The following is a 15,479-nucleotide window of genomic DNA, read 5'->3' as shown; positions in this document are numbered from 1 at the left end:
TCAGTTAAATTCTGTGGATATTATTGTTGGTAATTCAAAAGAAAATCCTGTATTGCTACAGGATTGATAATTATAACTTTGAAGATTAGGCAGGTAGAAGTGAGAAATATGTTATACTGATTAATGTCAATAGTGAATTTTTGCTACGCAAAGTCAATGGTGAATAACAGTCTTCATAAATTCATAAGTGCTACGAATTGACTATTCACACTTCACCCATTCATTATTCATAAGAAGTTTCATGCACTTTAACCGCTCTTCCGCTTGGGTCATTCATTTTCTTGAAAGCTTCATCCCATTCTAAAGCAATAGGAGTGGAGCAGGCTACTGAAGGAACAGACGGAACTGTAGCTGCTGCCGTTTCACTTGGAAAATGTTCTTCGAAAATAGTTCTGTAGCGGTATTCTTCTTTATTCTGAGGGGTGTTGAGCGGAAATCTGAATCTTGCGCTGGCCATCATTTCATCGGTGACTTCTTTTTCTGCTATTTCTTTCAGAGTGTCAATCCACGAATATCCTACACCATCAGAAAACTGTTCTTTCTGTCTCCATACAATAGAGTCAGGAAGAATATCTTCAAAAGCTTTTCTCAATACCCATTTTTCAATTTTTCCTTCAGAAGTGTTGATCATTTTATCCTGAGGATTAACAGCCATGGCAATATCCATAAATTCTTTGTCCAGGAAAGGTACCCTGCCTTCAATTCCCCAGCTCATTAAGGCTTTATTGGCTCTTAAACAGTCATAAAGATGAAGCTTGCTCAGTTTTCTTACGGTTTCATCATGGAATTCTTTAGCATTCGGGGCTTTATGAAAATACAGATAACCTCCAAACAATTCATCAGAACCCTCGCCTGAAAGAACCATTTTGATCCCCATAGACTTAATCACTCTTGCCAGAAGATACATTGGGGTAGAAGCTCTGATGGTTGTTACATCATACGTTTCCAGATGATAGATTACGTCACGTACAGCATCCAGCCCTTCCTGAACAGTAAAGTTTACTTCATGGTGCACGGAACCGATGTGTTCCGCTGCTTTTTTTGCTGCAGCCAGATCGGGTGATCCTACCAGTCCTACTGCAAAACTGTGAAGTCTTGGATACCATGCTTCCTGCGTATCGCCGCTTTCAATTCTTTGTCTTGCAAATTTTGCAGTGATGGCAGAAATAACAGAAGAATCTAATCCTCCGGAAAGAAGTACGCCATAAGGAACATCACTCATCAGCTGTCTGTGTACAGCATCTTCAAGCCCTTTTCTGAGTATGGCAATATCTGTTTTGTTGTCTTTTACATGATCAAAGCTTTCCCAGTCTCTTGTGTACCACTTTTGAAGTTCAGAACCGTCCGGGCTGTAAACCAGATGTCCGGGAAGAAACGTTTCAATGGTTTTACAGATGCCTTCGAAGGCTTTTAGCTCAGAAGCTACATAATAGTTTCCGTTTTTATCCCATCCCTGGTAAAGAGGGCAGATTCCCATATGGTCGCGGGCGATAAGATAAATGCCGTTTTCGATATCATAAAGAGCAAAGGCAAAGATCCCGTTCAGTTTCTCAAGAAAGTCCTTTCCGTATTTTCTGTACAGAGCAAGGATTACTTCACAATCAGACTGGGTCTGGAATTCAAAATCAGTAAACTCTTCCTTTAGTTCTCTGTGGTTGTAGATTTCGCCATTTACCGCTAAAACTACTTTTCCGTCTTTGGTAAACAAAGGCTGTTTTCCGGAAGCCGGATCTACGATAGCCAGTCTTTCATGAGAAAAGATCACGTTATCATCCTGAAACACGCCGCTCCAGTCCGGACCTCTGTGACGGATTTTTTTTGACATTTCCAGAACCTGAGGTCTTAATATTTCGGTTTTTTGTTTGGCATCAAACAAACATACAATTCCGCACATTTTTTATCATATTTTATTTGAAACAAAAGTAAAGGTGATGTTTAAAAATAACAATAAAAAATGAATAAAAGTTAATATTTTTAATCAATTAATTTATTTTAACGAAAAATATTAACTATAAAGATTAATTGTGATGTATTTGATTAATATTTTTCGTTTTCATAGACTTCACCGTATACTCTATACAAAATAAAAATGAGATAATTATTAATATATGGTAATTTATTATATGAATTTTAGCCCTTACTTTGTGGCTCGAAATAATTTTTTTTCATCATTTGTGTTTTTACCTTCTTGCAATTCTCTTTGCAAGAAGGTTTTGTTTTATTGGGACCCTAGTAAAACCCCTGAAACGTTCCAGGAACTGAAGCTTGTTCCTTCTGTAGCACCCTGTGGAATTTTTACCTGTATCGTATGTTTGCCGGCTTTCAGATCGCCGAGAGAAATAAAATTAGGATTGGTAACCGTTCCCGGACACCAGTTGGATCTGCTGAGGTCGGATGAAGAAAGACCATCAGGAAAATTACCGGAAGCAGGATTGTAAAGGCGGTAAGATCCGCAGTCTGCTCTCCATGGGATGAAAGAGAAGGTCATTTTTCCGTCCATCCAGATAGAATTGGGTTTAGGAACAAACTCATCCCCGTTTTCCCAGCCTCCATGTCCTGTTGTTGTAAAGCGGAGCTGGGCATTTTTCAGGTCTTTCTTTAAAGTAAACTCCACAAAAAGACCTTTGTCTTTGTCAAACATTGTAGAATAGTCCTGTCCGGCCATTTCCATAATGTTTAATGTATTGAAAAGAGGAATAACCGTATTGTTTTTATAAACCGTCTGATCACTGTTGTGAATCGTAATTTCAAGACTTACCTTGTGGCCGCCTTTATCGTAATTGCCTATAAAAGCACCTACCCATAATTCTTTTTCAGAAAGAGAAGGTTTCAGTTCCGTAATATCCTGACGGAAAGGGCTGATCGTCTGCCAGTCTTTTCCTTTGAGTTGAATATGATTAAACTTCTGAATTCCGAAAGAGGTGAAGAAGCGCATCATTTCTACTGCTGGATTATAGTTTTCGTCAGCTGCCACTCCATAATATTGCTTTCCGTTTCCGTTGTCATAAGCCGGAAGTGTTTTAGCCCCCTTTTCCAATCCATCAAAAAAAGAAACGGATTTATCCTGTGGAATGAAGAATACGGTTCCGGTTCTGTCATACGCATCCCCGTTGGACTGTTGCTTCAGTTCTACAAAGATACTTTCACCTTCTTTGATGGCGGGAAACTTTATTTTTTTCAGAATAATAGTTCCGTTGGCGAATTTCTTTACGTTTTCATTGGACTTGGATTCATCTGAAAAATTGATGGTTTCATTTTCAAAAACTTTCAATGTCGTGAAGCGGCTTTTCCAGAGAAGGTCTTTATAGCCTAAAAGATCAGTAGTCTGTACAGATCCTTTGATGATCTGGTCAATATCTGTTTTCTTTACCTTTTTAATGGAACTTGCTGTCACCAGTGAATTTTTATTTCTCTCAACTTCCAGAACAAGCCCTAAATTCTGCCCGAGAACAGAAGGGCCACCATTGATTTTTAAATCATTTGTGTACCAAACTTCAATGGTATTGGAGTTGATTTTAGTGACCGCCTTTTTACAGGTGTAGCCTAATATTTTTTTAGTTTCATCAGTCATTTCAAAAGTCTGCTTTTTCACAGATTCCGTATCGGAAGAAGAAATAGTTTCTCCCGGTTTCAGAAATGCATAAGAGACAATAGTATTGGAAGGCTTTTCCACTTTGGTGATCTCAAAAGGGTAGCTGCTCTTCTGTGCCCGGATAGTCTGGTTCAGAATGAAATTTTCTTTCTCATTGGCCCACACGAGGGTAGGAGGTTGATCAGATACGACCTTTCCGTTATAGGAACTGGTGTACTGAATTTCATAGGTCTGTGCAGAGATCAGACAGAATAAAAAGAGAGTGAAGAAGCTTAATACAGTTCTTTTATACATAATGACATAGTTTTCTATAAAGATAAATAGACTTTACAGGTTTAAAAATAAAACAGTTACCCTGATTAATGAGTAGAGATTGAATGTTCTGATGTTACATAAAAGCTTTAAAAAACAAAAAAACTACCCTGAAAATAGAGTAGTTTATATATTGTATTGATAAATCTGGTTTACGAAACTCTTTCGATCAATGCCATATAGAATCCGTCGTATCCTGTACTTGGCATCACCTTTTCATCCTTGATCATCTTGAATCCAGGGTTGTTTTTAAGGAATTCTTCTACCTGCAGATTATTCTCTGAAGGAAGGATGGAACAGGTTGCATATACCATTTTTCCGCCTTTTTTAAGCATCTTGGAATAATCCTGAAGAATCTGCTGCTGTTCTTTTTTAATTCTGTCGATGAAATCCTGATCAATTTTCCATTTGCTGTCTGGGTTTCTTTTTAAAACGCCCAGTCCTGAACATGGAGCATCAATCAGAAGACGGTCTGCTTTTTCATGAAGGCGTTTGATTACTTTATTGTCAGAAATCATACGGGTCTCAATATTGTGAGCTCCGGCTCTTTTGGCGCGGCGTTTCAGCTCGGCAAGCTTCCATTCAAAAATATCTAAAGCGATGATCTGTCCTTTGTTTCCCATTAATGCAGCAAGGTGAAGGGTCTTTCCTCCGGCTCCTGCACATGCATCCACCACTCTCTGGCCTTCTTTTACATCAAGGAAATACCCGATCTTCTGTGACGAAGCATCCTGAACTTCAAATAATCCTTCTTTGAAAGCCGTGGTAAGAAATACGTTTTTCTTTTCCTCCAGCTGTACGGCATCCGGATAATTTTTAATCGGATAGGAAACAACGTTCTCATCAGCAAGATCAGAAATCAGCTCTTTGGTTGATGTTTTTAAAGTATTGGTTCTTAAAACAGTCGGAGCCTGCTCGTTCAGGGCGTGCATTTCTTTTTCCCAGTTGGAGCCCAGTTCTTTTTCTAAAGTTTCAGCCAGCCATTCAGGGATAGAATGTTCAATAGCTTTGGTAGGAACTGTATTTTTTTTAAGCTTGGTAAGAATATCTGCGATTTTTATTCCGTCAAATTCTTCAAACTTTTTATAATTGGTCTTGCTCCAAAGCAGATAAGCAAGGATAAGTTTGTAAATGTTGTTGGGTTTTACCCCTTCCCCCATATAATATTCAAGACGTCTTTTCCAACGGATAATATTATAGAAGATCTCAGAAACAACGGCTCTGTCCTGGCTTCCCCATTTTTTATTAGCTTTTAAAAGTCTTTCGATTACTTTATCGGCATATTTATTTTTCTCGAAAAATGTTTCCTGCAAAGCATCGTGAATTCCGATCGCCAGGTTTCTGTGAATAAGTTCCATAATTGGGTCTGCTGTTTTGAATCTGCAAAAGTACGATTTTTAAATGAGAAGCTGTACAATGAAAATAAGTGCTTTTCAATCGTCTGATTTTTCCAGTACAATCTGAAATCCTTCCTTGTCATATCGTAAGATCTGCTCTTCAGGAATTCTTTTATGTTTTAGAATATAGGAAGGAAAGTGATTCCCGAATAAAATAATTTTACGGTCACTGACTTTGGTAATTCCGTAAGCAATAGTTTTTTTATTGTGCTGAATTTCCAGCCAGAAATCCCGGATACGATAATCTTCCGAAAATTCACATTGAGTAGAAGAGAAAACAAGTGTTCCATTATCATTGATTTCAACAGCTGCATTTTTATCTAATGCACATTGTTCATCACGATAATCAAAAGGGAAAAAATCAAAAGGCTGGTTCATTATTTTCCACTTTCCCACCAGATATTGATCTTTATCACCCAGCATTTTTTGTTTTTTACATCCGATGGACAGCAATAACCATAAAAAGCATAAATATCTCATGGTTGAAAATTTTAATTAAAAATATTAAAAAATTAACTTTGTAAAAAATTAAAAATATGAGTGATACTGTACTTTGTCCGAAATGCAGCTCTGAATTTACTTATCCGAGCGATAATATGATGGTGTGTTCCCAGTGTTTCTACGAGTGGAATCCTGAAGAGACCGCCGCGGAGACCGCTAATGAAGGAAAGATTCTGGATTCTAACGGAAATGAACTTTTGGATGGGGATTCTGTGGTGGTAATCAAGGATCTTCCGGTAAAAGGTGCTCCAAAGCCGGTAAAAGCCGGAACAAAAGTGAAAAATATACGTCTTCGCCCGGGAAGCGATCATAATATTGACTGTAAAATTGATGGTTTTGGTGCTATGGCTCTGAAATCAGAGTTTGTAAAGAAAGCGTAATGCCGCTGGCTTTTGGCGGCTGGTAATTGGATTTTAATAAAAGATAAAAGAAATTATCCGAACTGCTTTTTATTTTTTTGCCACTAATGCACTAATAATAATGATTCGTGTATTAGTGGCAGAAAAATTTAATCGCAAAGCCAAACAAAGAATACATAATAATTGAGTGTAAAGGCGTAAACTCAACAAATCAATACAAAGCTTAATAAGAGGAATCGCTTTTGCTTATCTTAATTTTTTAAGATTAGTCCAAAAACTATTTGTGGTAAGCGCATAAAAAAAGGAAAGAATTGGACAGTGTAATCTTTCAAAGACTTAATTGCAAAGAGCTGCTAATGTCCGTCTTAAGGCAGAAAGAGAATTAACCAAAAATTTCCTTATGCTGTGTGAATACAAATGTAGGAAAAAGTTTCAAAATCAGCTTCCTGTATTGGTGTTTTTTTATCCACAAACTAACAATAAGTATAAGATAATCTTTGGGTTATGAGAAGTGTAGGGAATAAATAGTCGGATTTTTAACCCAATGAAATACCAATAGTTCCTGTTATCTTTTCGTCAGTATACATCACCATTTCCTTATCTTTTACCCTGATCTTATTCCAGTAATGGGTTCCGGCAAACCTGCTTTCAAGAACTTTGGCTTCCAGTCCGTTTTCAGTGAGTTTTATTTCTTTTGGGTAATAAAAAGATTTTGAAAGCCGGAAAGTGGCAATCTCAGTTTCATCAAAAATATTCACTTCTCCGAAAAGTTTCGCAACATAAGAATTATAAGGATTTTTATAGGTTGCTTCAGGACCGTCATTCTGAATTAATCTTCCACCTTGAAGAATCACGATCTGATCAAGCCACGGCATAATGTCCTGAAGCTCATGCGTAGAAATAATCAGGGAGATTTTATGCTGTTTTACATATCTGAACAGTCTTTCACGAAGTTCTATTTTTCTTGGAAAATCCAGATTACTGAAAGGTTCATCTAAAATAAGCAGTTTAGGAAGTACAGAAAGAGCTCTTGCTATGGCTACTCTCTGTTGTTGGCCCCCGCTTAAATATTTAGGAAGGACATCGGCAAATTCCTGAAGTCCTACTACTTCCAGAAGTTCTAGGACAATTTCTTTTTTCTGGGCTAAATTGATATTAGAAATAAATTTCCCTACATTTTCCGCAACGGTAGCATAGGGCATAAGGTCAAAATTTTGGGCAACGAATTTCATTTCTGCTTCTCCGGGAACAAGGTTGCCTTTTGGGCCCAGAAGATGGGTTTCATTAAAAATAATTTCACCGCTTTCCCAATCCAGAAGTCCGTAAATAAGACTTAGAAGAGTAGATTTTCCGCAACCGCTTTCTCCTGCCAGAGCAATGATTTTACCTTCCTCAAATCTCAGATTAAGGTTCTGAAACAGCGGTTTTTCTTTGGTATGGGAGAAGTATAAATTGTTTATTTCTAATAGCATATTACAAATGTAAGGTTTTTATGAAAACATAATTTTTTTTATTATATTAGCAGAAGTAATAAAAATGTATCAAAAAATGAGAAAAAAACTGTTTTCATTAGCTATTCCCGCTTTATTTATCGCTGCTGTAGCGGTTTCTTGTAAAAAAGACAAGCCTCTTACAAGCGAAAGTAATGAAGTGACGACTACTAAAGACGGAAGCCAGTATACACTGGATACACTGAACAGTAAAGTGGAATGGAAAGGATATAAAGTATTCAAGTCGGAAAATACAAGCCATTTTGGAACCATAAAATTTGAAAGTGGTGATGTGACGGTAAAAGACGGAAAGCTTGAAAGCGGAAAATTTGTTGCTGATATGAACTCTTTAACCTCTGTAGATTTAAAAGATGATGCAGAAAGTTTAGGTAAATTAAACGGACATCTTAAGAGCGGGGATTTCTTTGAAGTAGAAAAATTTCCAACCTCCTCTTTTGAAATTACAAAAGTGGCGCCTACTACTGAAGGGGATTATAATACTTTATTAGATGGTAATTTAACGATCAAAGGAATTACAAAACCGGTTCAGTTTAAAGCTAATGTTTCTATAAAAGATGGAGAAGTAAGTGTTGCTACTGAGCCTAAGGATATCAAAAGAGAAGAGTTTGGAGTAAAATTCCAGGCCCCTGCTGAAAACGGAGTGATTAAAGATGAGGTAACCCTTCAGATCAACGTTAAAGCTTTAGAAAAGAAATAATTTTTTTATTTAAGTGAAATAAGTGATTGAAGTCTGCCTCCGAAAAAGGGGCAGATTTTTTTATGACAGATTCATTATTAAACTTAAAAACCGTATTTTTGCAAAACATTTTGAAAGGGTAAAACAATGATAGAAAAGATAGAAGAACTACTTACCGAGGTAAACGGCTTCAATGCCACATCAAAGGAGGAAATAGAAAACTTCCGAATCAAGTACAATGGGAAGAAAGGGGTTCTGAATGATTTTTATGAAACATTAAAGACAATTCCTAACGACCAGAAAAAAGATTTCGGACAGAAAATTAATACTTTGAAGCTGGCCGTTAACGGAAAACTGGAAGATCTGAAAGAAGCTTCCCAGTCTTCAATTATTGTTGAAAAAGAAGATCTTACAAGACCTGCTTTTCCTTTGGATTTGGGGTCAAGACATCCGATCAACCTGGTAAAAAATAGAATTATCGAAATTTTTAAGTCGATAGGTTTTGCTGTAGCCGATGGTCCTGAAATAGAAGACGACTGGCACAACTTTACAGCATTGAATCTTCCTGAATACCATCCGGCAAGAGATATGCAGGATACTTTCTTCATTGAGCAGAACCCTGATATTCTTTTAAGAACGCATACATCTTCTGTACAGATCCGTTATATGGAAGAAAACCAGCCGCCTATCAGAATTTTGTCTCCGGGAAGAGTGTTCAGAAATGAAGCGGTTTCTTCACGTTCACACTGTATTTTCCATCAGATTGAAGGATTATATATTGATGAAAACGTAAGCTTTGCAGATCTTAAGCAGACCATTCAGTTCTTCACTACAGAACTTTTCGGAAAATCAAAGATCAGAATGAGACCTTCGTATTTCCCGTTCACAGAACCGAGTGCTGAGATTGATGTATATTGGGGATTAAACTCTGAAACAGATTATAGAATCACCAAAGGTACAGGATGGCTTGAGATCATGGGATGCGGAATGGTAGACCCTGCCGTACTGAAAAATGTGAATATCGATGCTGAGAAATATTCAGGATATGCTTTCGGGATGGGTATTGAAAGAATCGTAATGCTTCTTTATCAGATGAGCGACATCCGAATGTTCTTTGAAAATGATATCAGAACTTTAGAACAGTTTAAAACATTATAAAAAATCAAACCTCCGGAATTTCCGGAGGTTTTTGTTTTTAATTACTGACCTAAGAAACAAAACGTAATTAAAAACGATCTTATTGAAAAATTACAACGTGTTTTTTTAAGGCTTCCGGGAAAAGCAACTTCTCCCGGCTCTTATTATTAAGACAATCGTCTTTCGCAAAATATTACATCCGGAATAAAAAAATGTCTGTAAAATTTTACAGACATTTTTTATAAAAAGTTACTCCTTTTATTTTGTAAACTTTAAAGGGTACTTTACATTTTTGTAATCATCGATACTTGCTTTCAGAGAGCCTACAGCCAGTTCAGCTTTCAATAACATAGGAACATGGTTGGCATCATTGGAAACCCACATCGTAACACCTTCTTTTTCCTTAAAAACTCTTCCGCTTTTTACGGACGGGATAATTTTCAGGCAGTTGATTTTCCCGAATTTTGTTTTCAGATCTTCTGTTCCGGTTACTTTCAGCTGGAAAGGGAACATTTCATCATCAATCCATACATTCATATTGATAACAGTGCCTACTTTCAGCTCACTGGGGCTTTTGCTTCTCAGATAATAAAAGCAGGAAAGCATATCCTGAACTCCTTTTACCGATTTAATCACTTTTGAACCGTTGGCCGGAGTTTTCTTATCCGTTAAGATCAAAGTATTATCGTTATGATTGAAAACAGTTTCAAAATGCTGGCGGTAGCTGCCTTCACGTACATTTCTTACATAAAAACTCGGCAGGCCGGTATGTATATTAATAAAGCTTTCATACAGATCTTCTACCTTAAAGAATGCCTTTACGGCACCCGTGGTTTGCCCTGTACCTTTCACATACAGATGGGGAACTCCCATATAGTTTGTGGTTTTGGTGGTAAGATTAGCTGTTCCGGCATTCAGGATGCCATAATGTATTCTGAGGGTAATAGATTCACCATCAGCGATATTATCAACCTGAGCATGGCCCAAAAAGAACAGGAATACTGCAAAAAGATTTAAAATTTTCTTCATGATATGACTTTTACAAAAACACTGCCAAATTTAAAAATACCGGATCTTTGAAGGTATTTGATAAATCTCAGGTTTTTATTTAGAATCAATTAAATATGCTTCGCATTAAAATTAGTAAATTTGCAGTTATATGTATAATTAAATTATCTTTTTATTATGATAACTACCGATATATTGATCATAGGTGCCGGACCTACCGGGCTTTTTGCTGTATTTGAAGCAGGATTATTGAAAATGAAGTGCCATATTATTGATGCACTTCCACAGCCGGGAGGACAGTTGGCCGAGCTTTATCCTAAAAAGCCTATTTTCGATATTCCGGGGTATCCTTCGGTAAATGCCGGAGAATTGGTTGATAATCTAATGGAACAGATCAAGCAGTTTCAACCTGGATTCACGTTGGGAGAGACCGCGGTTTCTTACACCAAGGTAGATGATGAATGGTTTGAAGTGATTACCAACAAAGGAACGGTTCACAGAGCAAAAGCTATCGCTATTGCAGGGGGGCTTGGAACATTTGAACCAAGAAAACCTACGATTGAGAATATCGCTGATTATGAAGAAAAAGGGCTTGAATATTTTGTAAAAGAGCCTGAGCACTTCAGAAATAAAAAAGTGGTGATCGCAGGAGGCGGAGATTCTGCTCTTGACTGGAGTATTTTCCTTTCTAATGTTGCCAGTGAAGTTACTTTGATTCACAGAAGAAATGAGTTCAGAGGAGCTCTTGATTCCGTAGAAAAAGTTCAGGACCTTAAAAATCAGGGAAAAATCAAGTTGATTACTCCTGCTGAAGTTACTGGTATTAAAGGTGAAGGTAAAGTGGAAGCCATTACGGTAGAAGTAGAAGGTCAGGAGGCTTATGATATTGAAACAGACTATTTCATTCCTTTATTCGGTCTTACTCCAAAATTGGGAGAAATCGGAAACTGGGGATTAAATATCGAAAAAAATGCGATTGTAGTCAACAATGCTCTGGATTATCAGACCAATATCGATGGTATCTATGCCATTGGTGATATCAATACCTATCCTGGTAAATTAAAGCTGATTCTTTGTGGATTCCACGAAGCTACTTTAATGTGTCAGAGTGTATACAACAGATTAAATCCTGGGAAAAAATTCGTTCTGAAATATACAACAGTAAGTGGGGTAGACGGATTTGACGGAAGCCGTAAAGAAGCTGAGAAGGCAGTTGTTAAAAAAATTGACTAAATTTGCTGCAGGGAAAATGATGGTATCAGAAATAAAAAATCTGTTTGTCATTAACTATTAACCAGCAATTATCAGTAAATGAACGATATCAATATTAAAATCACCGATAGAGAAGGAGTAACCCACGATGTAGTAGCCCCTACGGATATGTCTATGAACCTCATGGAAATCATCCGTTCCTATGAACTGGCCGAAGAAGGCACCATTGGTGTATGCGGAGGAATGGCTATGTGTGCTTCATGCCAGGTATATGTAATCAACGATCCGGGGCTTGAGCCAATGGGTGCCGAAGAAGACGCCATGCTTGCAGAAGCTTTCCATGTAAAGGATAACAGCAGACTGGGATGCCAGCTGCACATCGTTAATGAAATGGAAGGATTGGAAGTAGAAATCGCTCCTTATCCTTAAGAATATTTTAAATTTAATTAATATAAAAACCTCCTGAAGATTTTCTTCGGGAGGTTTTGTTTATGCTAAAAAAGCTATTATCTGTAATCTGAAAAATAAATTGTTCCAAAATCTTTAACCGTTTGAACTTTTGTTTTACTTTCAACTTCCCCATTTTTATAGGATTCAGATATTCTAACTTCTTTGTGAAGAATGAAATTATTTGAAAGTTTATCATACTTAAAAGTAATTTTTTTTTTCATTTTTGTCCCTTCTGGAACCAATTGGTAGGCTAGAATAATAGAAAAACTATTCTTTCTAATTTTTAAATCCTTGAAAGGATCTGTGAGATCTTCATTACAGTCTGAACAAGGCACAATATTATTGTTTGATGTAGAAAATGAAGATGTTCCGTCTTTTTGTAACAAGTCTATTCTTACAATTCTACAGTTCATATCATCATGATCTCCAATATAATTATTTTTACATTTAACGCTTTCAATTTCTATATTGTCAGGAATTTTATCATTATTCAGATCATTTGTATATTCTTTGAAGATGTATCTTGATTTTTGCGCCTTACAAAAATTATTTAAAAGGAATGAAGAGAATAATATCAATATAAATTTAATCATCATTTATCAATCATTATTTTAAACTTTATCCTTCGAAATCCACTTACCAACTGTAGGTGCCTGATAGTTTCTCATCTTTTCCAAAAGTTCTTCGATGTTTCCACTTATCAAAAGCATATCCAGGTTCACCTGCTTTAAAAAACCTTTATCCACCATGGTCTGAACCAGTTTTATTAAGTCATCATAAAACCCGTCAATATTAAGAATCCCAATGGGTTTTTTGTGAAGACCAAGCTGTGCCCAGGTGATCATTTCGAAGAACTCTTCCAACGTTCCATAACCTCCGGGAAGGACGATAACACCATCACAAAGCTCATTCATTTTAGTCTTTCTCTCATGCATGGTTTCTACAAGAATAAGCTCTGTTAAATTTTTATGGGCGATTTCTTTTGATTTTAAAAACTGAGGAAGAACGCCGGTCACTTTTCCGTTTTCACTTAAGGCTCCGTTGGCTATTGTTCCCATTAAACCGGTCTCCGAGCCTCCATATACAAGCTGTATGCCTTGTTTGGCCAATGTTTTGCCCAATAAAAAGGCCTGTTCTTCATAGATTTTATCCGAGCCGAAGCTTGACCCGCAAAATACGGTGATACTTTTCATCATTGAATGAGTTTAAAATTAAAAATATCCAAAATCATAAGACTTTGGATATTCAATATAACAATATTATTTGATTTATTTCAAAGGGATATTCGCTAAAATATCTTTTGTAAAGCTCCAGAACTTCTGTGCTGAAGGAATATTTGCTTTCTCATCAGGAGAGTGCGCTCCTCTGATCGTAGGTCCGAAGCTTACCATTTCCATTGCTGGGTAATTAGCTCCGATGATTCCGCATTCCAGTCCTGCGTGGCAAGCTACTACATGAGGTTTTTCTCCGAATTTTTCTGTGTACAGCTTTTCCATTATCTGAACGATCTCAGAACCCGGCTTAGGCTTCCATCCCGGATAAGATCCGCTGAATTCTACATTCATTCCGGCTAATTCCGCTACAGATTTTAATTGTTCCGCTACAGAATATTTGGAAGAATCTACAGATGATCTGGTAAGGTTTAATATTTTAAGTTCTCCGCCTTTTAATTCCACTCTGGCTACGTTATTAGATGCTTCTACAAGATCTTTCACGTCCGGGCTCATTCTGTAAACTCCGTTGTGAAGCGATTTTAAAGTCAGGATGATCTTTCTGGAATCGTCTTCAGAAACTGCCTTCTCCGCTGAAGTAGAGTTTTCAATATTAATCTGGATTCCCGGTTCAACGGAAGCAAATTCTTCTAAAATTTCTTTTTTAAGAACGGTTACCTCTTCGATGAATTCTTGGGCATTTCTCACAGAAACTATAGCAACACCCTCTCTTGGAATGGCATTTCTAAGACCTCCGCTGTCAATAGAGATCAGTTGAATATTTTCTTTCGCGAGACCTTTGTAAAGAAGTCTTCCCAGAATAATATTGGCATTTCCGAAGCCTTTATGAATGTCCATTCCGGAGTGTCCTCCCTGAAGTCCTTTCACTTCAATTCTTACGGTCTGCCCTTTCGGAGCTTCAGTTTCATATTGCTGGGTAATGGTTACATCAACACCTCCTGCACAGCCTATATCGATTTCGTCATCTTCTTCCGTATCAAGGTTCAGCAGGATCTCACCTGTTAGTTGTCCCGGTTTTAAACCTAAGGCTCCTGTCATTCCTGTTTCCTCATCAATGGTGAAAAGTGCTTCCAGGGCAGGGTGGGGAATATCAGAGCTTTCAAGGATCGACATGATCGTTGCTACTCCCAAGCCGTTATCAGCTCCTAAAGTAGTTCCTTTTGCCTTTACCCAGTCTCCGTCAATTTCCATCTTGATACCTTCTGTTTCAAAATCGAAATTAATGTCATTGTTTTTCTGGCAAACCATATCCAAATGCGACTGAAGCACAACGGATTTACGGTTTTCCATTCCGGCAGTAGCCGGTTTTTTAATGATGACATTTCCTACTTCATCCACAGTAGTTTCAAGTCCCAGATTTTCACCAAATTCCTTGATGAAAGCAATTACTTTTTCTTCTTTCTTTGATGGTCTTGGAACAGCATTCAGTCTGGAGAAATTTTTCCAGATAATCTGCGGTTCTATATTAGATAATTCCATGAAATTTATTTTTCTCAAAATTACGAAATAAAAAATGCTTCCGTGAATTCAGAAGCATTTTTGTAAGTCGTTTTTAGGATAATTATCCCAATTGGCCAAGCAGCCTTATCGTCTTAACATCCGCATTCTCCGTAGATCGGCATTGTTTCTGTAGTCCCGTCTGGTTTTTCAATCGTCAGGGTTCCTTCAAATAATAAAGCCTCTTCGCCTTTTATTTTTTTACCTTTTACAGAGATTTTGTAGTTATCGTTTTCTATTTCTTTGGTGAGTTCTTCATCAGCTTCCATATCGCTTGAAGAGATCAGGTTCATAGCCAGTCTTTGCCCGTCCAGCTTCATATAAGCTGTTTTTCCGGCATCGTCGGCATAAATATATTTTTCAGCTTCAAAATCAGCCTTGTTTCTGGCAAAATAACATGAACATTCTTTGATTTCTTTCGGAAAAGGAAAGATATCCACCAGGATTTTTTCTGATGAAGCCTGAGCTTTTAGAGAATCCTTTGTTATATTCAAAGAATCGGCAGCTGGTGTATTGGTAACAGAACCTTTGTCCTTTTTACACGCGGTTAAAAGTAGTGCTGAAAAGAAAATAATCAGATATTTCATTGTGTGCT

At 37.2% G+C, this 15,479-nt stretch carries 15 protein-coding genes; 5 read left to right on the top strand and 10 right to left on the bottom strand.

The features are described 5' to 3' along the window. Nucleotides 1-223: 223 nt before the first annotated feature. The 4 genes from asnB to J2Y40_RS08860 form a co-directional block, all read right to left on the bottom strand. Nucleotides 224-1,894 (bottom strand): asparagine synthase B, encoded by a 1,671-nt coding sequence (asnB, locus tag J2Y40_RS08875; protein WP_309998442.1) that lies wholly within the window; start codon nt 1,892-1,894, stop codon nt 224-226. A gap of 324 nt (nt 1,895-2,218) precedes the next feature. Beyond that, nucleotides 2,219-3,886 carry a GLPGLI family protein gene (locus J2Y40_RS08870; RefSeq protein ID WP_309998440.1) on the bottom strand — a complete coding sequence of 556 codons (1,668 nt, stop codon included), beginning with the start codon at nt 3,884-3,886 and terminating at the stop codon, nt 2,219-2,221. A gap of 170 nt (nt 3,887-4,056) precedes the next feature. Continuing rightward, nucleotides 4,057-5,262 carry an RsmB/NOP family class I SAM-dependent RNA methyltransferase gene (locus tag J2Y40_RS08865; RefSeq protein ID WP_153398454.1) on the bottom strand — a complete coding sequence of 402 codons (1,206 nt, stop codon included), beginning with the start codon at nt 5,260-5,262 and terminating at the stop codon, nt 4,057-4,059. 75 nt (nt 5,263-5,337) lie between these two features. Then, nucleotides 5,338-5,781 (bottom strand): hypothetical protein, encoded by a 444-nt coding sequence (locus J2Y40_RS08860; RefSeq protein ID WP_153398456.1) that lies wholly within the window; start codon nt 5,779-5,781, stop codon nt 5,338-5,340. Nucleotides 5,782-5,837: 56 nt separating this feature from the next. Here J2Y40_RS08860 and J2Y40_RS08855 point away from each other — a divergent pair, with 56 nt between their 5' ends. After that, nucleotides 5,838-6,182, top strand: coding sequence for a zinc ribbon domain-containing protein YjdM (locus J2Y40_RS08855; protein ID WP_309998436.1), 345 nt, complete (start codon nt 5,838-5,840; stop codon nt 6,180-6,182). A gap of 515 nt (nt 6,183-6,697) precedes the next feature. On the opposite strand, the gene J2Y40_RS08850 is transcribed toward J2Y40_RS08855, so the two are convergent. Beyond that, on the bottom strand, nt 6,698-7,633 hold the full coding sequence (locus J2Y40_RS08850; RefSeq protein ID WP_153398460.1) for a sulfate/molybdate ABC transporter ATP-binding protein: 936 nt from the start codon (nt 7,631-7,633) through the stop codon (nt 6,698-6,700). A gap of 76 nt (nt 7,634-7,709) precedes the next feature. Between J2Y40_RS08850 and J2Y40_RS08845 the strand changes: the two genes are divergently transcribed. Both J2Y40_RS08845 and pheS read left to right on the top strand, forming a co-directional pair. Beyond that, a complete protein-coding gene (locus J2Y40_RS08845) occupies nt 7,710-8,369 on the top strand; it encodes a YceI family protein (protein ID WP_153398462.1) in 660 nt (219 codons plus the stop codon). A 126-nt stretch (nt 8,370-8,495) separates the two neighbouring features. Beyond that, nucleotides 8,496-9,506 (top strand): phenylalanine--tRNA ligase subunit alpha, encoded by a 1,011-nt coding sequence (gene pheS / locus J2Y40_RS08840; protein WP_153398464.1) that lies wholly within the window; start codon nt 8,496-8,498, stop codon nt 9,504-9,506. A gap of 237 nt (nt 9,507-9,743) precedes the next feature. On the opposite strand, the gene J2Y40_RS08835 is transcribed toward pheS, so the two are convergent. Beyond that, a complete protein-coding gene (locus J2Y40_RS08835) occupies nt 9,744-10,514 on the bottom strand; it encodes a DUF3108 domain-containing protein (protein ID WP_153398466.1) in 771 nt (256 codons plus the stop codon). Nucleotides 10,515-10,670: 156 nt separating this feature from the next. On the opposite strand from J2Y40_RS08835, the gene J2Y40_RS08830 reads away from it, so the two are divergent. Continuing rightward, a complete protein-coding gene (locus J2Y40_RS08830; protein WP_153398468.1) occupies nt 10,671-11,726 on the top strand; it encodes an NAD(P)/FAD-dependent oxidoreductase in 1,056 nt (351 codons plus the stop codon). A 78-nt stretch (nt 11,727-11,804) separates the two neighbouring features. Next, nucleotides 11,805-12,134 (top strand): 2Fe-2S iron-sulfur cluster binding domain-containing protein, encoded by a 330-nt coding sequence (locus J2Y40_RS08825; RefSeq protein WP_062701105.1) that lies wholly within the window; start codon nt 11,805-11,807, stop codon nt 12,132-12,134. Nucleotides 12,135-12,211: 77 nt separating this feature from the next. On the opposite strand, the gene J2Y40_RS08820 is transcribed toward J2Y40_RS08825, so the two are convergent. From J2Y40_RS08820 to J2Y40_RS08805, 4 genes are all read right to left on the bottom strand, one after another. Further along, nucleotides 12,212-12,751 (bottom strand): hypothetical protein, encoded by a 540-nt coding sequence (locus J2Y40_RS08820; protein ID WP_153398470.1) that lies wholly within the window; start codon nt 12,749-12,751, stop codon nt 12,212-12,214. A gap of 15 nt (nt 12,752-12,766) precedes the next feature. Further along, a complete protein-coding gene (locus tag J2Y40_RS08815) occupies nt 12,767-13,348 on the bottom strand; it encodes a TIGR00730 family Rossman fold protein (protein ID WP_153400002.1) in 582 nt (193 codons plus the stop codon). A 75-nt stretch (nt 13,349-13,423) separates the two neighbouring features. Continuing rightward, on the bottom strand, nt 13,424-14,866 hold the full coding sequence (locus tag J2Y40_RS08810) for an aminoacyl-histidine dipeptidase (RefSeq protein ID WP_153398472.1): 1,443 nt from the start codon (nt 14,864-14,866) through the stop codon (nt 13,424-13,426). A 113-nt stretch (nt 14,867-14,979) separates the two neighbouring features. Further along, nucleotides 14,980-15,471 carry a hypothetical protein gene (locus tag J2Y40_RS08805; RefSeq protein ID WP_309998429.1) on the bottom strand — a complete coding sequence of 164 codons (492 nt, stop codon included), beginning with the start codon at nt 15,469-15,471 and terminating at the stop codon, nt 14,980-14,982. Nucleotides 15,472-15,479: the final 8 nt, after the last annotated feature.

The organism is Chryseobacterium sp. 2987 (assembly GCF_031456375.1).
Taxonomy (GTDB): Bacteria; Bacteroidota; Bacteroidia; order Flavobacteriales; family Weeksellaceae; genus Chryseobacterium; species Chryseobacterium vaccae.
This window is presented reverse-complemented; position numbering and strand designations above follow the sequence as displayed.